This window comes from Rubrivivax albus (assembly GCF_004016515.1).
Lineage (GTDB): Bacteria > Pseudomonadota > Gammaproteobacteria > Burkholderiales > Burkholderiaceae_C > Rubrivivax > Rubrivivax albus.
In genome coordinates this window covers 675,295-691,375 of the sequence record NZ_SACT01000001.1, presented here as the reverse complement: position 1 = coordinate 691,375, position 16,081 = coordinate 675,295, and the positions used below count along the sequence as shown (strand labels likewise).

The following is a 16,081-nucleotide window of genomic DNA, read 5'->3' as shown; positions in this document are numbered from 1 at the left end:
ATGACCTACCGCATCGCACCGTCGCTGTTGTCCGCCGACTTCGCCCGCCTGGGCGAGGAGGTGCGTGCGGTGGTCGAGGCCGGCGCCGACTGGATCCACTTCGACGTGATGGACAACCATTACGTGCCCAACCTGACCTTCGGGCCGATGGTCTGCCAGGCGCTGCGCAAGCACACCACGGCCCCCATCGACGTGCACCTGATGGTGCAGCCGGTGGACGCGCTGGCCCAGGCCTTCTGCAAGGCAGGCGCCGACATCGTCACCTTCCACCCCGAGGCCTCGGCGCACGTGGACCGCACGCTGCAGTTGATCAAGTCCGAGGGCAAGCAGTGCGGCCTGGTGTTCAACCCGGCCACGCCGCTGAGCGTGCTGGAGTGGACGCTCGACAAGATCGACGTCGTGCTGCTGATGAGCGTGAACCCGGGCTTCGGCGGCCAGAGCTTCATCGAGCACACGCTGCGCAAGTGCGAGCAGGCCCGCAGGCTGATCGAACAGAGCGGCCGCGACATCCGCCTGGAGGTGGACGGCGGCATCAAGGTCGACAACATCCGCCGCGTCGCCGACGCCGGGGCCGACACCTTCGTCGCCGGCAGCGCCATCTTCGGCCAGCCGAGCTACAAGGACGTCATCACCGCCATGCGCAAGGCCCTGGCATGAATGCACCGCTGTACGCCATCCCGGGCCAGACACCGGCTGCGGCTGCACCGGCCGACCCCGCGGCGCCGGCCGCCAGCGCCGCCCGCACCGTGGGCGAGGTGCTCCAGGAAAGCCAGGTCGAGGCCGTGCTCGACGAGCTCGACCGCGACCTGGTGGGCCTGGCGCCGGTGAAGCAGCGCATCCGCGACATCGCCGCGCTGCTGGTCATCGACAAGCTGCGGCTGAATCAGGGGCTTCAAGCGCAGACCCCGAGCCTGCACATGTGCTTCACCGGCAACCCCGGCACCGGCAAGACCACGGTGGCCCTGCGCATGGCCGAGATCCTGCACCGCCTGGGCTACGTGCGCAAAGGCCACCTGGTGGCGGTGACGCGCGACGACCTGGTGGGCCAGTACATCGGCCACACCGCCCCCAAGACCAAGGAAGTGCTGAAGAAGGCGATGGGCGGCGTGCTCTTCATCGACGAGGCCTACTACCTCTACAAACCGGAGAACGAGCGCGACTACGGCGGCGAGGCCATCGAGATCCTGCTGCAGGTGATGGAGAACCAGCGCGACGACCTGGTCGTCATCCTCGCCGGCTACAAGGACCGCATGGACACCTTCTTCCAGTCCAACCCTGGCATGAGCAGCCGCATCGCGCACCACATCGACTTCCCCGACTACTCGGTGGACGAACTGCTGCAGATCTCGCTGAAGATGCTGCAGCAGCAGCACTACCGCTTCGACGCCGGCACCGATGCCGTGATGCGCGCCTACCTCGAGCGCCGCATCGCCCAGCCGCATTTCGCCAACGCGCGCAGCGTGCGCAACGCGCTCGACCGCGCCCGCCTGCGCCAGGCCAGCCGCCTGTTCGCCGACCGCGACCGCGCGCTGAGCGCCGACGACCTGAGCACCATCACCGCGGCCGACCTGCAGGCCAGCCGCGTGTTCCAGAACCCGAACTGAGGGAGGCCGCCGTGCCCCTGTCGAAGAAACAGACGCTGACGCAGTACCTGATCGAGCAGCGCCGGCGCTTCCCGCAGGCCAGCGGCGAGCTCAACGCGCTGATCCTGGACGTGTCCATCGCCTGCAAGGCCATCGCGCGGCAGGTGGCGCTGGGTGCGCTGGCCGAGGCCCCGAAGGGGGGCACGGTGAACGTCCAGGGCGAGGCGCAGAAGCCGCTGGACATCATCAGCAACGAGATGCTGATCCGCCAGACCGAGTGGAGCGGCCACCTGGCCGGCATGGCGTCCGAGGAGATGGACGACCCGTACCAGATCCCCGAGCCCTACACGCGTGGCAAGTACCTGCTGGTGTTCGACCCGCTGGACGGCAGCAGCAACCTCGACGTCAACGTCTCGGTGGGCAGCATCTTTTCAATTCTGCGCGCGCCGGACGACGTCATCGACAGCGGGCGCGACGTGACGGAGGCCGACTTCCTGCAGCCCGGCGCCACCCAGGTCGCCGCCGGCTACGCGCTCTACGGCCCGACGACGATGCTGGTGCTCACCGTGGGCAACGGTGTCGTCGGTTTCACGCTGGACGCCGGCATCGGTGAGTTCAAGCTCACCCACCCCGGCATCCGCGTGCCCGAGGACACGCAGGAATTTGCCATCAACACCAGCAACAGCCGCTTCTGGGAACCGCCCGTGAAGCGCTACGTGGACGAATGCCTGGCCGGCCGCAGCGGCCCGCGCGGCAAGGACTTCAACATGCGCTGGATCGCCAGCATGGTGGCCGAAGCGCACCGCATCCTGATGCGCGGCGGCGTGTTCCTCTACCCGCGCGACACCCGGGACCCGGCCAAACCCGGCCGCCTGCGCCTGCTCTACGAGGCCAACCCCATCGGCATGGTGATGGAGCAGGCCGGCGGCCGCTGCAGCACCGGGCGCCAGCCGATGCTGGGCGTCAAGCCCTCGTCGCTGCACCAGCGCATCGGCCTGGTGTTCGGTTCGAAGAACGAGGTCGAGCGCATCGAGCGCTACCACCACGAGCCGCAGACCAAGGAGTCGCCGGCGCCCCTGTTTGCCGAGCGCAGCCTGTTTCGGGATTGAGGAAGAACCATGTCAGAACGCCACCCCATCGTCGCCATCACCGGCTCCAGCGGCGCCGGCACCAGCAGCGTCACGCGCACCTTCGAGAACATCTTCCGGCGCGAGAACGTCAGCGCCGCCGTCATCGAGGGCGACAGCTTCCACCGCTACGACCGCAAGGAGATGCGCGCGCGCCAGGCCGAGGCTGAGAAATCCGGCGACAAGCACTTCAGCCACTTCGGCCCCGACAACAACCTGTTCCCGGAGCTGGAGAACCTGTTCCGCAGCTACAGCGAGACGGGCACCGGCAAGCGGCGCAAGTACCTGCACGACGCCGGCGAAGCCGCGCCGTACAAGCAGGAGCCCGGCACCTTCACGCCCTGGGAGGACCTGCCCGACGGCACCGACATGCTGTTCTACGAAGGCCTGCACGGCGCCGTCGTCACCGAGCAGGTCGACATCGCGCGCTACCCGGACCTGCTGATCGGCGTGGTGCCGGTGATCAACCTGGAGTGGATCCAGAAGCTCTACCGCGACAAGCACGTGCGCGGCTACAGCGCCGAGGCGGTGACCGACACCATCCTCCGCCGCATGCCGGACTACGTGAACTACATCTGCCCGCAGTTCCAGCACACCCACGTGAACTTCCAGCGCGTGCCGGTGGTGGACACCAGCAACCCCTTCATCGCCCGCGACATCCCCAGCGCCGACGAGAGCATCTGCGTGATCCGCTTCGCCAACCCCAAGGGCATCGACTTCCCGTACCTGCTCAACATGATCAACAACTCGTGGATGAGCCGCGCGAACACGCTGGTGGTGCCAGGCGGCAAGATGGAACTGGCGATGCAGCTGATCTTCACGCCCTACATCTGGCGCATGATGGAACGGCGCAAGCGCGCGCTGGGGGCCCTCTGATGACGAGCCCCCAAGCTCACATGCGTTCGCTGCCCCCCGAGGGGGCGCCCGGCGGCTCCGGGCGGCCGCGCGCCGCCGGCACCCGCACCATCGAATCCCGGATGGCCAACGCCATCCGCATGCTGGCCGTCGATGCCGTGGAGAAGGCGAAGTCCGGCCACCCGGGCGCGCCCATGGGCATGGCCGAGATCGCGGTGGCGCTGTGGCACCGCCACCTGAAGCACAACCCCGCCAATCCGCACTGGGCCGACCGCGACCGATTCGTCCTCAGCAACGGCCACGGCTCGATGCTGATCTATGCGCTGCTGCACCTGACCGGCTACGACCTGCCGATGGCCGAACTGCAGGCCTTCCGCCAGCTGCACAGCAAGACACCCGGGCATCCCGAGGTCGGCGTCACGCCGGGCGTGGAGACCACCACCGGCCCGCTGGGCCAGGGTTTCGCCAACGCGGTGGGCATGGCGCTGGCCGAACGCCGCCTGGCCGCCGACTTCAACCGCGACGGCCACACCATCGTCGACCACTTCACGTGGGTGTTCCTGGGCGACGGCTGCCTGATGGAAGGCGTGGCGCAGGAGGCCGCATCGCTGGCCGGCACGCTGCGCCTCTCCAAGCTGATCGCGCTCTACGACGACAACGGCATCAGCATCGACGGCCACGTTGAAGGCTGGTTCGCCGACGACACGCCGGCACGCTTCGAGGCCTTGGGCTGGCACGTGATCCGTGCCGTGGACGGGCACGACGTCGAGGCGGTCGATGCCGCGATCACCGTGGCCAAGGCCCAGGCGGTGCGCGCGGATGGCAAGCCGACGCTGATCTGCTGCAAGACCGTCATCGGCCAGGGCTCGCCGAACAAGGCCGGGACGCACGACGTGCACGGCGCCGCGCTGGGCGCCGCCGAGGTAGCGGCAACGCGCGAGGCGCTGGGCTGGACGGCGGCACCGTTCGAACTGCCCGACGACGTGGCTGCGGCGTGGAACGCCCGCGAAGCCGGTGTGGCGCGCGAACGCACATGGCAGCTGCGCTTCGACAGCTACCGCAGCGCCCATCCGGCCGAAGCCGCCGAGTTCGAGCGCCGCATGGCCGGCAACCTGCCCACCGACTGGTGTCAACGGGTGATGGCCGCCTTCGAGGGCGCCGCGAAGACCGACAACGTGGCCACGCGCAAGGCCAGCCAGCAGGCGCTGGACGCGCTGGCACCGGGCCTGCCCGAAGTCTTCGGTGGCAGCGCCGACCTCACCGGTTCCAACCTCACCAACTTCAAGGGCTGCACGCTGGCGGGCCGCGACCGCCCGGGCAACCACCTGAGCTACGGCGTGCGCGAATTCGGCATGGCCGCGTTGATGAACGGCATGGCGCTGCACGGCGGGCTGATCCCCTACGGCGGCACCTTCCTGACCTTCAGCGACTACAGCCGCAACGCCGTGCGCATGGCCGCGCTGATGAAGCAGCGCGTGATCCACGTCTTCACGCACGACAGCATCGGCCTGGGCGAGGACGGCCCCACGCACCAGAGCGTGGAGCACATCCCGTCGCTGCGGCTGATCCCGCAGCTCGACGTCTGGCGCCCGGCCGACGCGCTGGAGACCGCCGTGGCCTGGGCGCAGGCGCTGGAACGCCGCGACGGCCCCAGCGCGCTGTGCCTGTCGCGCCAGAACCTGCCGAGCCTGGGCAACGACGCCGCACGTGCGGCCGACGTGCAGCGCGGCGGCTACGTGCTGGCCGATGCCCCCGACGGTGGACCGCCGCAGGCCGTGATCATCGGCACCGGCTCGGAGACCCAGCTGGCGGTGAAGGCGCAGCAGCAGCTGACCGCCGAAGGCATCCGGGTGCGCGTGGTCTCCATGCCCAGCACCAGCGTCTTCGACCGCCAGGACGCAGCGTACCAGGACGCGGTGCTGCCACCGGACCTGCCGGCCGTGGCCGTAGAGGCAGCGCACCCGGACCTCTGGCGCAAGTACGTCGGCCGCCGCGGCGCGGTGGTCGGCATCGCCAGCTTCGGCGAATCGGCGCCGGCACCCGCGCTGTATGCCCACTTCGGCATCACCGCCGACGCCGTGGTCCAGGCGGTGAAGCGCGTCCTGCGATGACCTTCGACCTCGTCTGCTTCGACCTCGACGGCACGCTGGTCGAGACCGCGCCGGAGATCACCGACGCCGTCAACGACACGCTGCGCGCCTACGGCTGGCCGGTGGTGGACGAAGCGCAGGTGGCCCGCTGGATCGGCCACGGCACCGGCGCGCTGCTGGTGCAGGCCATCGCACGCGCCAGTGGTCGCACGCCGGAGCTGGTGCGCAGCAGCCCGGAACTGGCCGCCATCGGCACGGTGTACGACCGCTACTACGCCGCGCGCTGCGGCACGCGCAGCCGCCTCTACCCAGGCGTGCGCGAGACGCTGGCCGCCCTGCGGGCCCAGGGCACGAAGCTGGCCATCGTCACCAACAAGGAGACGCGCTACACCGACCGCGTGCTCGATGCGCACGACCTGCGCAGCCCCTTCGACCGCATCGTCTGCGGCGACACCCTGGCCACGCGCAAGCCCGACCCGGCAGGCATCGAGGCCTGCCTGCGCGAGTTCGACGTGGCACCCGCGCGGGCGCTGTTCGTTGGCGACTCGGCCATCGACGCCGCCACTGCCCGCCGTGCGGGCATCGTTGCCTGGCTGCTGCCCTGGGGATACAACGGGGGCGAACCCGTGGCGACCTGCGGTCCCGACCGCGTGATCGCCGACTTCAGCCCCCTGCTCGCCCCGAGCGCACCGAAGGAAACCACATGACGACGCTGAAAGCCATCCTCTGGGACGTCGACGGCACGCTGGCCGAGACCGAGCGCGACGGCCACCGCATCGCCTTCAACCAGGCCTTCGAGGCCATGGGGCTGCTCTGGCGCTGGGACGAGACCTACTACGGCCACCTGCTCAACATCACCGGCGGCCGCGAACGCCTGCGCGCCGACATGGCGCAGCGGCCCGACGCGCCCCCCACCGCCGCCGAGCGCGACGCGCTGGTGGAGGAACTGCACCGCCGCAAGACCGCCATCTACACGGCGCTCGTCCGCGACAGCGGTATCCCCTTGCGCCCGGGCGTGCGAGAACTGATCGACGAGGCGCGCGACGCCGGCATCCGCCAGGCCGTCACCACCACCACCAGCCGCGCCAACGTCGACGCCCTGTTGGGGCTGCACTTCGGCAAGGCCTGGCGCGAGGTGTTCGAGGTCGCGGTCTGCGGCGAGGACGTCTCGAAGAAGAAGCCCGACCCCGAGGTCTTTCTGCGTGCGCTGCAGGCGCTGGACCTCAACCCGCTGCAGGCGGTGGCCATCGAGGACTCGCCCGGTGGCGTGGCCGCGGCGCTGGCCGCCGAGGTGCCGGTGGTCGTGCCGCGCAGCGCCTATTTCGCGAACGCCACCATCGAAGGTGCCATCGCCATCGGCCCCGGCCTGCACACGCGCCAGGGCTGGCGCCCGGCGCTGGCGGGCACGGCGGGTAGCGGTTCGGGCCCGGTCACGCTGGACGACCTGCAGGCCTGGCACCAGGAGATGGACAGCGTTTCGCAGTTCGGATAGTCACTTAAAGGAGAACCCCCCGATGGCCTTCGTTTCCCTGCGCCAGGTGCTGGATCACGCCGCCGAACACGGCTACGGCGTGCCCGCCTTCAACGTCAACAACCTGGAACAGGTCCAGGCCATCATGGAGGCGGCGCAGGCCACGCAGTCGCCGGTGATCCTGCAGGCCTCGGCCGGCGCGCGCAAGTACGCCGGCGAGGCCTACCTGCGCCACCTGATCCTGGCCGCGGTGGAGACCCACCCGGACATCCCCGTGGTGCTGCACCAGGACCACGGCGCGTCGCCCGCGGTCTGCGTGCAGGCCATCCGCTCGGGTTTCACCAGCGTGATGATGGACGGCTCGCTGAAGGCCGACGCCAAGACCCCGGCACCCTACGACTACAACGTCGAGGTCACGCGCACCGTCTGCGAGATCGCGCACGCGGTGGGCGTGTCGGTGGAAGGCGAGCTCGGCTGCCTGGGATCGCTGGAATCCGGCCAGGCCGGCGAGGAGGACGGCGTCGGCGCCGAGGGTACGCTCAGCCACGACCAGCTGCTGACCGACCCGCAGGAGGCCAAGGCCTTCGTCGCCGCCACCGGTGTCGACGCGCTGGCGATCGCCATCGGCACCAGCCACGGCGCCTACAAGTTCACTCGCCCGCCCACCGGCGACATCCTGGCCATCGACCGCATCGCCGCCATCCACGCCGCCATCCCCGACACCCACCTGGTGATGCACGGCTCGTCCAGCGTGCCGCAGGAGTGGCTGGCCATCATCCGCGAGTACGGCGGCGAGCTGCCGGAGACCTACGGCGTGCCGGTGGAGGAGATCCGCCGTGGCATCGCCAGCGGGGTGCGCAAGGTCAACATCGACACCGACATCCGCCTGGCGATGACCGGTGCGATGCGCCAGCTGTTCGCCACCAAGCGCTCGGAGTTCGACCCGCGCAAGGCGCTGGAGGCGGCGCGCACCGCGGCGCAGGGCGTCTGCGCGCAGCGTTTCGAGGCCTTTGGCTGCGCCGGAATGGCGGCGAAGATCAAGCCCCTCCCCCTAGAGAAGATGGCTCCGAGGTATCGCTGAGGCGGGCAATTCGGTTTCTGGCGGACAATACGGGTTTTGTGCCGGCCTCTGCGGCCGGTCCTCCGCCGTTTCCAACCGCCATGGCCACCAAACGCGCTACGACCCCCGCCGACCCCTCCGCCCCGAAGCTCCGCCAGACCCAGGCCGAGTACACGGCCGCCCGGCCCAACGCCGAGCCCGGCGTCAAGCCGATGATGTCCAGCTCGAAGATGTACGTGTGCATCAAGTGCCACGCCAACTTCAAGACCGGCGAAGGCAAGCCCGACCCGCGACTGCGCGGCCTGGGCAAGTGCAACAGCTGTCTCGGCGTGACCGCGGCCACCACCTGACCGCACGCCCCGGCCCCGCCTTGCAGGCGGGGCAAACGCAGCGCCAGCCTCAGGCTGGCGTCAACCCCAGGTAGGCGGCTTCGCGCTCGAACTCCGTGGCCATTGCCTGCGCCGCCGGGGTCAGGCTGCCATCACGGCGGGTCACCAGCGCCTCGGCATAGCGCGGCAGTTCCTCCTCCACCGGCAGCCGCACCAGCGGCTCGAGCAGGAGCCCGGCCTTCAGCAGCGCGGCCGGCAGCATGGCCACGCCCTCCCCGGCGGCCAGCATGGCCAGTGTGTCCACGAGACCGTCCGTCTGCAGCGCGACGCGCGGCGGGCCCAGGCCGGCCCGTTCGAAGGCCGCGTGGATGCCGGCCCCCGGCAGCCCGGGTGGTGCCGCCACCACGAAGGCGGTGTCGGCCAGCGCCTTGAGCGTGCGCACCCGTGCCTTGGGATGGTCGCGCCGCGCCACCAGCACCGTCTCGCTGACCAGCAGCGGCCGGGCCTGCAGGCCCGGGTCCAATGGACCCGCCGGCAGCGGTGCGATCACGAAGTCCAGATCACCGTCACGCAGCGCCGGGGCCAGCGCGTGCAATAGGCCGCTGCGGCCCTGCAAGGCCACGTCGGGCCATCGACGCCGGAAGCGCACGATGGCCGCCGGCGCCAGCAGCAGTGCCGGCGCCGCAGAGCTGCCATAGCGCACCTGCCCGCCGGCCTCGCCGCGCAGCTGGCGCACGGCGTCGCGCGCCTGCTGCGCCTCGGCCGCGACCCGCCGCGCATGCACGGCAAAGCGCTGGCCGAAGACCGTGGGCCGCATGCCACCGGCGTGGCGCTCGAACAGCGGCGCGCCCAGGTCGGCCTCCAGCCGGCGCAGCGAGCGGCTCAGCGCCGGCTGCGTCTGCCCGCGACTGCGCGCGGCGGCGTGCAGGCCACCGTGTTCGGCCACGGCCAGGAAGTCCAGCACCTGCTGCAGGGTCATGATGCTCTCAGGTTATCACCCTGGCCAATCTGGCATTGGCGTCGCCTTCCGCCGGGTTCTACAGTGCCGTCCGTCCCAAGGAGACTCACCATGACGACCCCGCTCTTCGACCCCGATGCCGCCGCGGCCTGCCGCCCCGCCGGCATGGACGCCAGCGAATGGCAGGCTCGCCTGGAGCTGGCCGCCTGCTACCGTGTCTTCTTCGCCCGCGGTTGGGCCGAGGAGATCTTCAACCACATCACGGTGCGCGTGGTGGGCCCCGAAGGCGCGCCGGCCTACCTGATCAACCCCTTCGGCCTGCACTATGGCGAGGTCACGGCCCACAACCTGGTCAAGGTGGACCTGGCCGGCCGTCCGTTGCACGACACCGCCTACGGCATCAACCGTGCCGGGTTCGTGATCCACAGCGCCATCCACGCCGCGCGGCCCGACGCCCACTGCGTGATCCACACCCACGACCGCCACGGCGTGGCCGTGGCCTGCAAGGCGGAGGGTCTGGCCCCGGACAACTTCTACGCCGCCTTTCTTGACGGGCGCGTGGCCTACCACGACTTCGAGGGCGTGACGACGAGCACCGCCGAGCAGCCGCGCCTGGTGGCCAGCCTGGGCACGAAGCCGGTGATGATCCTGCGCAACCACGGCCTGCTGGTGGCCGAGCACAGCGTGGCCAGCGCCTTCTACTGGTACTACGTGCTGCAGAGCGCCTGCCACGTGCAGGCGCTGGCGCATGCGATGCCGGGCGAGACGCTGCGCCTCAGCGACGCGGCGCGCGCCCAGTCGTCGCGCAACGTGCAGGACAGCGACCCGCAGGGTGACCTCTACCCTAAGGTCTTCGGCGCCGCGGTGCGGCGTGCCGGCGTGACGCTGGACCAGCTGTGCGCGTGACCGGTTGAGCACCCGCCTGTCCCCGGCGGCGTTCGCCACGCTGCTGCTGATCGCGCTGATGATGGGCGCGAACCACGTGGCCGCGCGCCTGGCCTTCGACCACGGCGTGGACGTGCTCACCGCCGTGACGTTCCGCAGCGGCGTCACCGCCCTCGTGGTCGGCGTGCTGGTGTTCTTGCAGGCTGTGCCGAGGACACTGACACCCCGCCACCGGCGCGCCTTGCCGGCCATCGGACTGCTGATCGCGCTGCAGAGTTTCTGCCTGTACTCGGCGGTGGCGCGGCTGCCAGTGGCGCTGGCGCTGCTGGCCTTCAACACCTACCCGCTGAGCACCGCGCTGTGGGCGCGGCTGCTCTACGGCCACCGGCCGGAGCGCCGCGTTCTGCTGGCCATGCCGGTGCTGCTGCTGGGCCTGGCGCTGGCGCTGGACGTGCTGGGCGCCGCCTCCGGCCTGGGCGCGGCGGCGCAGTGGGGACGCATCGGCGCTGGCGTGGCCTTCGCGCTGACGGCCTCCATCACCTTCGGCCTGGCACTGGTGTGGACCCAGCACGAGGCCGGCGACCTGGACGGCCGGCTGCGCACCGCCACCACCATGGGCCTGGTGGGCCTGCTCGCCCTGTCCGCGGTGGGCACACAGGGCGGCTTCCACTGGCCGCAAGCGACACCGGGCTGGTGGGGCCTGGGCCTGCTGACCGTGCTCTACGGCACCGCGTTCACGATCATGTTCACCGTGCTGCCGCGCCTGGGCGTGGTCGGCAATTCCGCGATCATGAACGTGGAGCCGGTGTTCGCACTCGGCCTGGCCTGGGTGTTCCTGGGCCAGGCTATCGCACCGGTGCAGCTGCTGGGTGCCGGCATCGTGGTGGGCACCGTGATCTGGCTGGGGCTGCGGCGCTGACCCGCCGGCGCGCTCGCTAGAAGTGCAGCGTCAGCGACAACCCTGCCGCCCAGCCCGGGTCGCGCGGCACGCTGTCGTTGGCCCGTGGCCAGAAGTGGCCGACCAGCACCTCACCCACCAGCCAGTCGGCGTACACCGGCTGCTGCCAGCGGGCCTGCACGCCGTAGTCGGTGAGGCCGACGCCGGTGTGCTGTTCGGCCGTGGCGATCAACTCGACCGCCAGCTGTCGCTGCTGGCCGAACAACCGGTAGGCGCCCAGGTTGCTCGACACGCCCAGCCGTCGTGAGGCCTGCGTCACCGTGCCCGATACCAGCCAGCGCACCGCCAGGTCGGCATGCACGGCGCGCTCCAGGGACACGGCCGTGGTCGACCCCAGATGGTCGTCCACGGTCCAGAAGAAGGTCTGGCGGAACTCTGCCAGTTTCTGGTTGCCCAGCATCAATGGCTGCCGGTAGCGCAGTTGCACATAGGGCTTGAGGCCGCCCCGGAAACCGACGCGCAGGTCCGTCGATTCACGCAGCAACACGCCGACGCCAGCGAAGAAACTGGTCTGATCCCGGTCCTCCGGCTGCAGCCGCTGGGGCCGCGTGAAGGCGCCCGGCTGGTCGCTGATGACCTCCCGCGGGTTGTCGCGGCCGACGAAGACGTAGGCCTTGTCCTCGAGATTGGGCAGCCGGAAGCGGGCGTTGAAGCGCACCGAGGCGCTGTCCTCGTCAGGGCGGTGCAGAAGGCTCAGGCCGAGCCGGCCCTCGGTGACACTGCCGCCGTCGCTGAAGGGCTTGTCGCCGAACCAGCTGTCCACGCCGCGGGCCAGCCACAGCGCCGTCTGGCGCACCGATGTGCGCAGCGCCTCGGGCGGCCCGGCCTCCTCGGCGGACGGTGCTTCGGCCCGCACCCCCACGCCGACGGCCGCGCAGAACAGGCCGAAGACCGTGGCACGTACAGGCCGGAGGATCATGCATCATCGTCGCACATCGACGCGGCTGCGTTCCGGCGCATCCGTCCGGATTGACCCGGGGCGCCGCAAACAAAACGGCCCTGGTGCCGGAGGCAACAGGGCCGGGATGCGTCAAGACGATTCGGTGGGGTGGCTGATGGGAACCAAAACGGCGACCTAAGCTGTTGATCTCATTGAGAAAAGGCAGGAAGCATCTCGCGCTGTTCCCCTGTCTGTTCCCCCAGTCCGAACGGGACTTCGTGAGACCACCAGCAGCCGCCATTCTGGTGCGACCGGGTCGCCATCGCAATGGCACGTCACGCCGCATGGAGCCAGACAGCTTGGAGACGCAAGCTCAGCCAGTTGCCCCAAAGCCGCTACGAACCAGATCCGCGATCCGAACCGCCATGCTGCGTGCAGGATCGAACGGAAGGTCCTCGAATCCGAAGGCCGCATAGAGCGCCCGCACATCGTCATCCAGCGGATGCGTCAGCACGCAGAAGCAGCCGACTTGCTCGGACAGGCGCACCGCTGTTGTGAGCGCGTAGAACATCAATGATCGCGCAATGCCCTGCCCCTGCCACCGCCGATCGACCGCCAGCTGGCCCAGCAGGATGGCGGGCAGCGGGTCGGGACGATTGCGTTGCTGCGCCTTCGGCAACCAGGCTCGCTCAACCTGCGCCGTCGACAGGCTCACGTAGCCGACGATGCCGCCAGTCTCCGCTTCGCAGATCACGCTGGTCCGCGAGACCCCCAGTTCCTGGTTGCGCCAGGCATGGCGCCGAAACCAGTGGTTCAACGCGTCGCGCCCGCAATCGAACGCCGCCGTGTCGTCATCAGCCGCCAGGGGTCGCGGCGGCGTGAAGGCGGCTATCGAGGGGATAGCGCCTGCGGTCACTTCTGCCAGACGGGGCGAGTCTTGGACAGTTTTCGAAGCGCCGGAACTTCCCGCGCAGGCGAGCTGGCCCAGGCCTCGAACCGGGCCCAGTCCTTCGCTGGAATCGTCACGATGCGGCGATTCAGCAGGTCGGTCTCGGCCGCTTCGAGCGCACGCCGCCTCACGAAGTCGCTGAGGTTGGTGCTGGCCTGTTCGGCAGCAGCCTCCAGCAAGGCACGTTCGCTGGCACTGACGCGAACACTCAGAACGGCGGCGGAAGCGGTTGGCACGAGGATACCTCTCTGGCGCGTATGACAATAGCATACACGATCACGAAGCGCCAACCCGGCTGGTGCGGGGAACCGGTCGGAGCACGGGAAGGTCAGCGTACCCGTAAGCTCCCCTGTTCGAGCGAGCTTGTCCACGACGCCGAGAAGAGTACCAAGGTCGCGCAGCACCTGGCGGTGATCGAGGAGTTCGCCAGCCTGCTCGACGTGCTGCCTTACACCGCAAAGGCCTCGCTGCACTCCGGCGCCATTCGCAGCGCGCTGGAGATGGCGTGCCTACCGATGGGCATCAACGACCTGCACATCGCCGCCCATGCGCGCAGCTAAGGGCTCACGCTGGTGACAAACAACCTCAGTGAGTTCGAGCGGGTGCCCGGCTTGCTGACAGAAGACTGGATCGGGTCGGCCTGACCGGCGGCCACGTCGACGCCGTGCTTCACCCTTCGTCTTTCCCTGCGCTGCACAACCGCTCCAGCGCCTGCCGTCGGTTGCGTCATGCCGTGCTTCCCAGCTGGCCACAGACTCGCTCGACAGCCACTGAGGCACCCACCGCTCGCAGTTCGCCCAGCGATCGGATGCCCGCACGTTCGAGTCGTTCGATGGCCTGCGGCCCCAGGCGAGGCGTGGACAACAGCAGGCGCCGATCGGCATCGGGCCAGCTCATGGCTGCCGCATCAGCGTGCTCTTGCCGAACAGGCTCTCGATGAGGTCCACGGCCAGCTCGGCTGTCTGGTTGCGATGGTCCAGCGCCGGGTTCAGCTCCATCACGTCCAGGCTGGCCAGGCGGCCCGTATCGGCGATCATCTCCATGCACAGCTGGGCCTCGCGGTAAGTCGGTCCACCGGGCACGGTGGTGCCCACGCCCGGCGCAATGCCTGGGTCGAGAAAATCGACGTCGAAGCTCACGTGCAGATGCGTCTGGGCGTCCAGCGTGGCGAGGGCCAGTTCCATCGCGTGGCGCATGCCGTGTTCGTCGATGAAGCGCATGTCGAAAACTTCGAGGCCCATCTCGTGAACGAAGCGTTTCTCGCCGGCGTCGACCGAACGGATGCCGATCTGCCGCACGCATCGCGCCGCGATGGCGGCTTGCTGGTCCATCGCCAGGCCCAGGCGCACCAGCTCGGCCGGGCCATGGCCGCACAGGCAGGCGAGCGGCATGCCGTGAAGGTTGCCGCTGGGCGTGAGCCGATGGGTGTTGAAGTCGGCATGGGCATCCAGCCACAGCACGCGCAGCCTGCGGCCCGTCGCGCGGCAATGCCGGGCCACCGCGCTGATGCTGCCGATGGCCAGCGAATGATCGCCGCCCAACAGAATCGGCAGCCGATCCTGCTGCAGCTCGGCCCACACGGCGTTGTGAATCGCCAGGTTCCAGGCCGTGACCTCTGGCAGGTGGCGGTAGCCGTTCACCGCGGGTTGCCAGGGGTTGGCTGGGCCGGAGAGGTTGCCGCGGTCGACCACCTCCAGCCCGTGGCTTTCAAGGGCAGCCCCAAGGCGGGCGACACGCAGCGCCTCCGGGCCCATGCTGGCGCCGCGGGAGCCTGCGCCGATGTCCGTCGGCGCGCCGATGAGGCTGATGCGCGACCGCGTGCGGGTCGTGGGCATGGGGCTCAAGCGGCACGCCGCAGTCGCCGTCGGGCCTGCAGGGTGCCGCCGTACAGGTCCTTCGGGTCGTCGAGGGTGGGGATCAGGTCGATCTGCCGCCCTGTGCCCGGCCGCTCGCGCAGCATCCGGTGCAATAGGCACAGCGTCGAGTAGTCCTCCAACGCAAAGCCCACCGAGTCGAAGACCGTCACTTCACCGGCATCTGCCCGCCCAGTCGCGATGCCTCGCACCACATCGGCGAACTCCAGCACCGGGAAGTCGGCCGGCATCTGCTGCACCTCGCCCTCGATGCGCGACTGCGGCTCGAACTCCACCACCACGCGCGCATCCGGTCGGCGCAGGATGTCGGCATGCAGCTCGGTCTTGCCAGGGCAGTCGCCGCCCACGGCATTGAGATGCATGCCGGGGGTGACCATGTCCGGCGTCAACACCGTCGCCAGGCGCTTGTCCGCCGTCACGGTGGTGACGATGTCTGCGCCAGCGCAGGCCTGCGCCGCGCCGGCGCAGCGGGTCAGCCGCACCCCGTCCATCCCGTCCATCTGGCGCAGGTTCTGCATCAGCTTGGCCGTGGCGGCACCGTCGGTGTCGAACAGTCGCAGCTCCTCGATGCCCAGCAGCTGGCGAAAGGCCAGCGCCTGGAACTCGCTTTGCGCGCCATTGCCGATCAGGGCCATCACGCGGCTGTCGGATCGCGCCATCCAGCGCGCCGCCAATGCCGACATGGCCGCCGTGCGCAAGGCGGTGGACAGCGTCAGCTCCGACAGCAGCAGCGGGTAGCCGGTGGCCACGTCGGCCAGGACACCGAAGGCCGTGACGGTGAGCAGCCCCTCATCGGTGTTGCGCGGATGACCGTTGACGTACTTGAAAGCATACAGGTGCCCGTCGCTGGTCGGCATGAGCTCGATCACCCCGGCCGCCGAATGGCTGGCGAGGCGGGCCGATTTCTCGAATTCGCCCCAACGCCGGTAGTCGTCTTCGATCTGCCCCGCCAGGCATTCGATGAAGGGACCCAGGCCGATGTCGGCCAGCAGTCGCTGAATGTCGGCAATGCCGATGTAGTCCACCATGTTTCGCTCTCTCGTCTGGCTGCGCCGCTCGCCA

General features: G+C 69.7%; 18 protein-coding genes. 12 read left to right on the top strand and 6 right to left on the bottom strand.

Annotation, left to right across the window (positions count from 1 at the left end; genetic code table 11):
• The 9 genes from rpe (at position 1) to ENE75_RS03135 (ending at position 8,536) form a co-directional block, all read left to right on the top strand.
• Complete coding sequence (gene rpe, locus ENE75_RS03175) at positions 1 to 657, top strand: ribulose-phosphate 3-epimerase (protein ID WP_128195531.1); 657 nt, start codon at positions 1 to 3, stop codon at positions 655 to 657.
• Entirely contained in the window at positions 654 to 1,604 is a 951-nt protein-coding gene (gene cbbX, locus ENE75_RS03170) for a CbbX protein (protein ID WP_128195529.1), read from the top strand. Before rpe ends, cbbX begins: the two co-directional genes overlap by 4 nt.
• An 11-nt stretch (positions 1,605 to 1,615) precedes the next feature.
• A complete protein-coding gene (locus tag ENE75_RS03165) occupies positions 1,616 to 2,692 on the top strand; it encodes a class 1 fructose-bisphosphatase (protein ID WP_128195526.1) in 1,077 nt (358 codons plus the stop codon).
• A gap of 9 nt (positions 2,693 to 2,701) precedes the next feature.
• Positions 2,702 to 3,586 carry a phosphoribulokinase gene (locus tag ENE75_RS03160; protein ID WP_128195524.1) on the top strand — a complete coding sequence of 295 codons (885 nt, stop codon included), beginning with the start codon at positions 2,702 to 2,704 and terminating at the stop codon, positions 3,584 to 3,586.
• A gap of 101 nt (positions 3,587 to 3,687) precedes the next feature.
• Positions 3,688 to 5,676, top strand: a complete 1,989-nt coding sequence (gene tkt / locus ENE75_RS03155) for a transketolase (RefSeq protein ID WP_233258948.1) — start codon at positions 3,688 to 3,690, stop codon at positions 5,674 to 5,676.
• Entirely contained in the window at positions 5,673 to 6,362 is a 690-nt protein-coding gene (gene gph, locus ENE75_RS03150) for a phosphoglycolate phosphatase (protein WP_128195520.1), read from the top strand. Before tkt ends, gph begins: the two co-directional genes overlap by 4 nt.
• Positions 6,359 to 7,147, top strand: a complete 789-nt coding sequence (locus tag ENE75_RS03145; protein ID WP_128195518.1) for an HAD-IA family hydrolase — start codon at positions 6,359 to 6,361, stop codon at positions 7,145 to 7,147. The genes gph and ENE75_RS03145 overlap by 4 nt, the downstream gene beginning before the upstream one ends.
• Before the next feature lie 22 nt (positions 7,148 to 7,169).
• Positions 7,170 to 8,207, top strand: coding sequence for a class II fructose-bisphosphate aldolase (gene fba, locus ENE75_RS03140; RefSeq protein ID WP_128195516.1), 1,038 nt, complete (start codon positions 7,170 to 7,172; stop codon positions 8,205 to 8,207).
• Between the two features lie 80 nt (positions 8,208 to 8,287).
• Positions 8,288 to 8,536: a hypothetical protein gene (locus ENE75_RS03135; protein ID WP_128195514.1), complete on the top strand. Its 249-nt coding sequence runs from the start codon at positions 8,288 to 8,290 to the stop codon at positions 8,534 to 8,536.
• Positions 8,537 to 8,585: 49 nt separating this feature from the next.
• Here ENE75_RS03135 and ENE75_RS03130 read toward each other — a convergent pair whose 3' ends face one another.
• Positions 8,586 to 9,494 carry a LysR substrate-binding domain-containing protein gene (locus ENE75_RS03130; RefSeq protein WP_128195512.1) on the bottom strand — a complete coding sequence of 303 codons (909 nt, stop codon included), beginning with the start codon at positions 9,492 to 9,494 and terminating at the stop codon, positions 8,586 to 8,588.
• A 90-nt stretch (positions 9,495 to 9,584) separates the two neighbouring features.
• Between ENE75_RS03130 and ENE75_RS03125 the strand changes: the two genes are divergently transcribed.
• Positions 9,585 to 10,379: a class II aldolase/adducin family protein gene (locus ENE75_RS03125; protein ID WP_128195510.1), complete on the top strand. Its 795-nt coding sequence runs from the start codon at positions 9,585 to 9,587 to the stop codon at positions 10,377 to 10,379.
• Between the two features lie 4 nt (positions 10,380 to 10,383).
• Positions 10,384 to 11,277, top strand: a complete 894-nt coding sequence (locus ENE75_RS03120; RefSeq protein WP_128195508.1) for a DMT family transporter — start codon at positions 10,384 to 10,386, stop codon at positions 11,275 to 11,277.
• Between the two features lie 16 nt (positions 11,278 to 11,293).
• Here the strand turns inward: ENE75_RS03120 and ENE75_RS03115 are convergent, their stop codons facing one another.
• The 3 genes from ENE75_RS03115 to ENE75_RS25045 form a co-directional block, all read right to left on the bottom strand.
• Entirely contained in the window at positions 11,294 to 12,235 is a 942-nt protein-coding gene (locus tag ENE75_RS03115; protein ID WP_199232205.1) for a hypothetical protein, read from the bottom strand.
• Positions 12,236 to 12,569: 334 nt separating this feature from the next.
• Positions 12,570 to 13,112, bottom strand: coding sequence for a GNAT family N-acetyltransferase (locus ENE75_RS03110; protein WP_199232204.1), 543 nt, complete (start codon positions 13,110 to 13,112; stop codon positions 12,570 to 12,572).
• Entirely contained in the window at positions 13,109 to 13,549 is a 441-nt protein-coding gene (locus tag ENE75_RS25045) for a type II toxin-antitoxin system TacA family antitoxin (protein ID WP_199232203.1), read from the bottom strand. Before ENE75_RS25045 ends, ENE75_RS03110 begins: the two co-directional genes overlap by 4 nt.
• Positions 13,550 to 13,555: 6 nt before the next feature.
• Here ENE75_RS25045 and ENE75_RS25040 point away from each other — a divergent pair, with 6 nt between their 5' ends.
• The gene (locus tag ENE75_RS25040; RefSeq protein WP_199232202.1) at positions 13,556 to 13,705 is read left to right on the top strand and encodes a PIN domain-containing protein; all 150 of its coding nucleotides are present in this window, start codon (positions 13,556 to 13,558) and stop codon (positions 13,703 to 13,705) included.
• Between the two features lie 333 nt (positions 13,706 to 14,038).
• On the opposite strand, the gene rocF is transcribed toward ENE75_RS25040, so the two are convergent.
• Positions 14,039 to 14,980 (bottom strand): arginase, encoded by a 942-nt coding sequence (gene rocF, locus ENE75_RS03095; protein WP_128195504.1) that lies wholly within the window; start codon positions 14,978 to 14,980, stop codon positions 14,039 to 14,041.
• A gap of 5 nt (positions 14,981 to 14,985) precedes the next feature.
• Positions 14,986 to 16,047 carry an ornithine cyclodeaminase gene (ocd, locus tag ENE75_RS03090; protein WP_128195502.1) on the bottom strand — a complete coding sequence of 354 codons (1,062 nt, stop codon included), beginning with the start codon at positions 16,045 to 16,047 and terminating at the stop codon, positions 14,986 to 14,988.
• Positions 16,048 to 16,081: the final 34 nt, after the last annotated feature.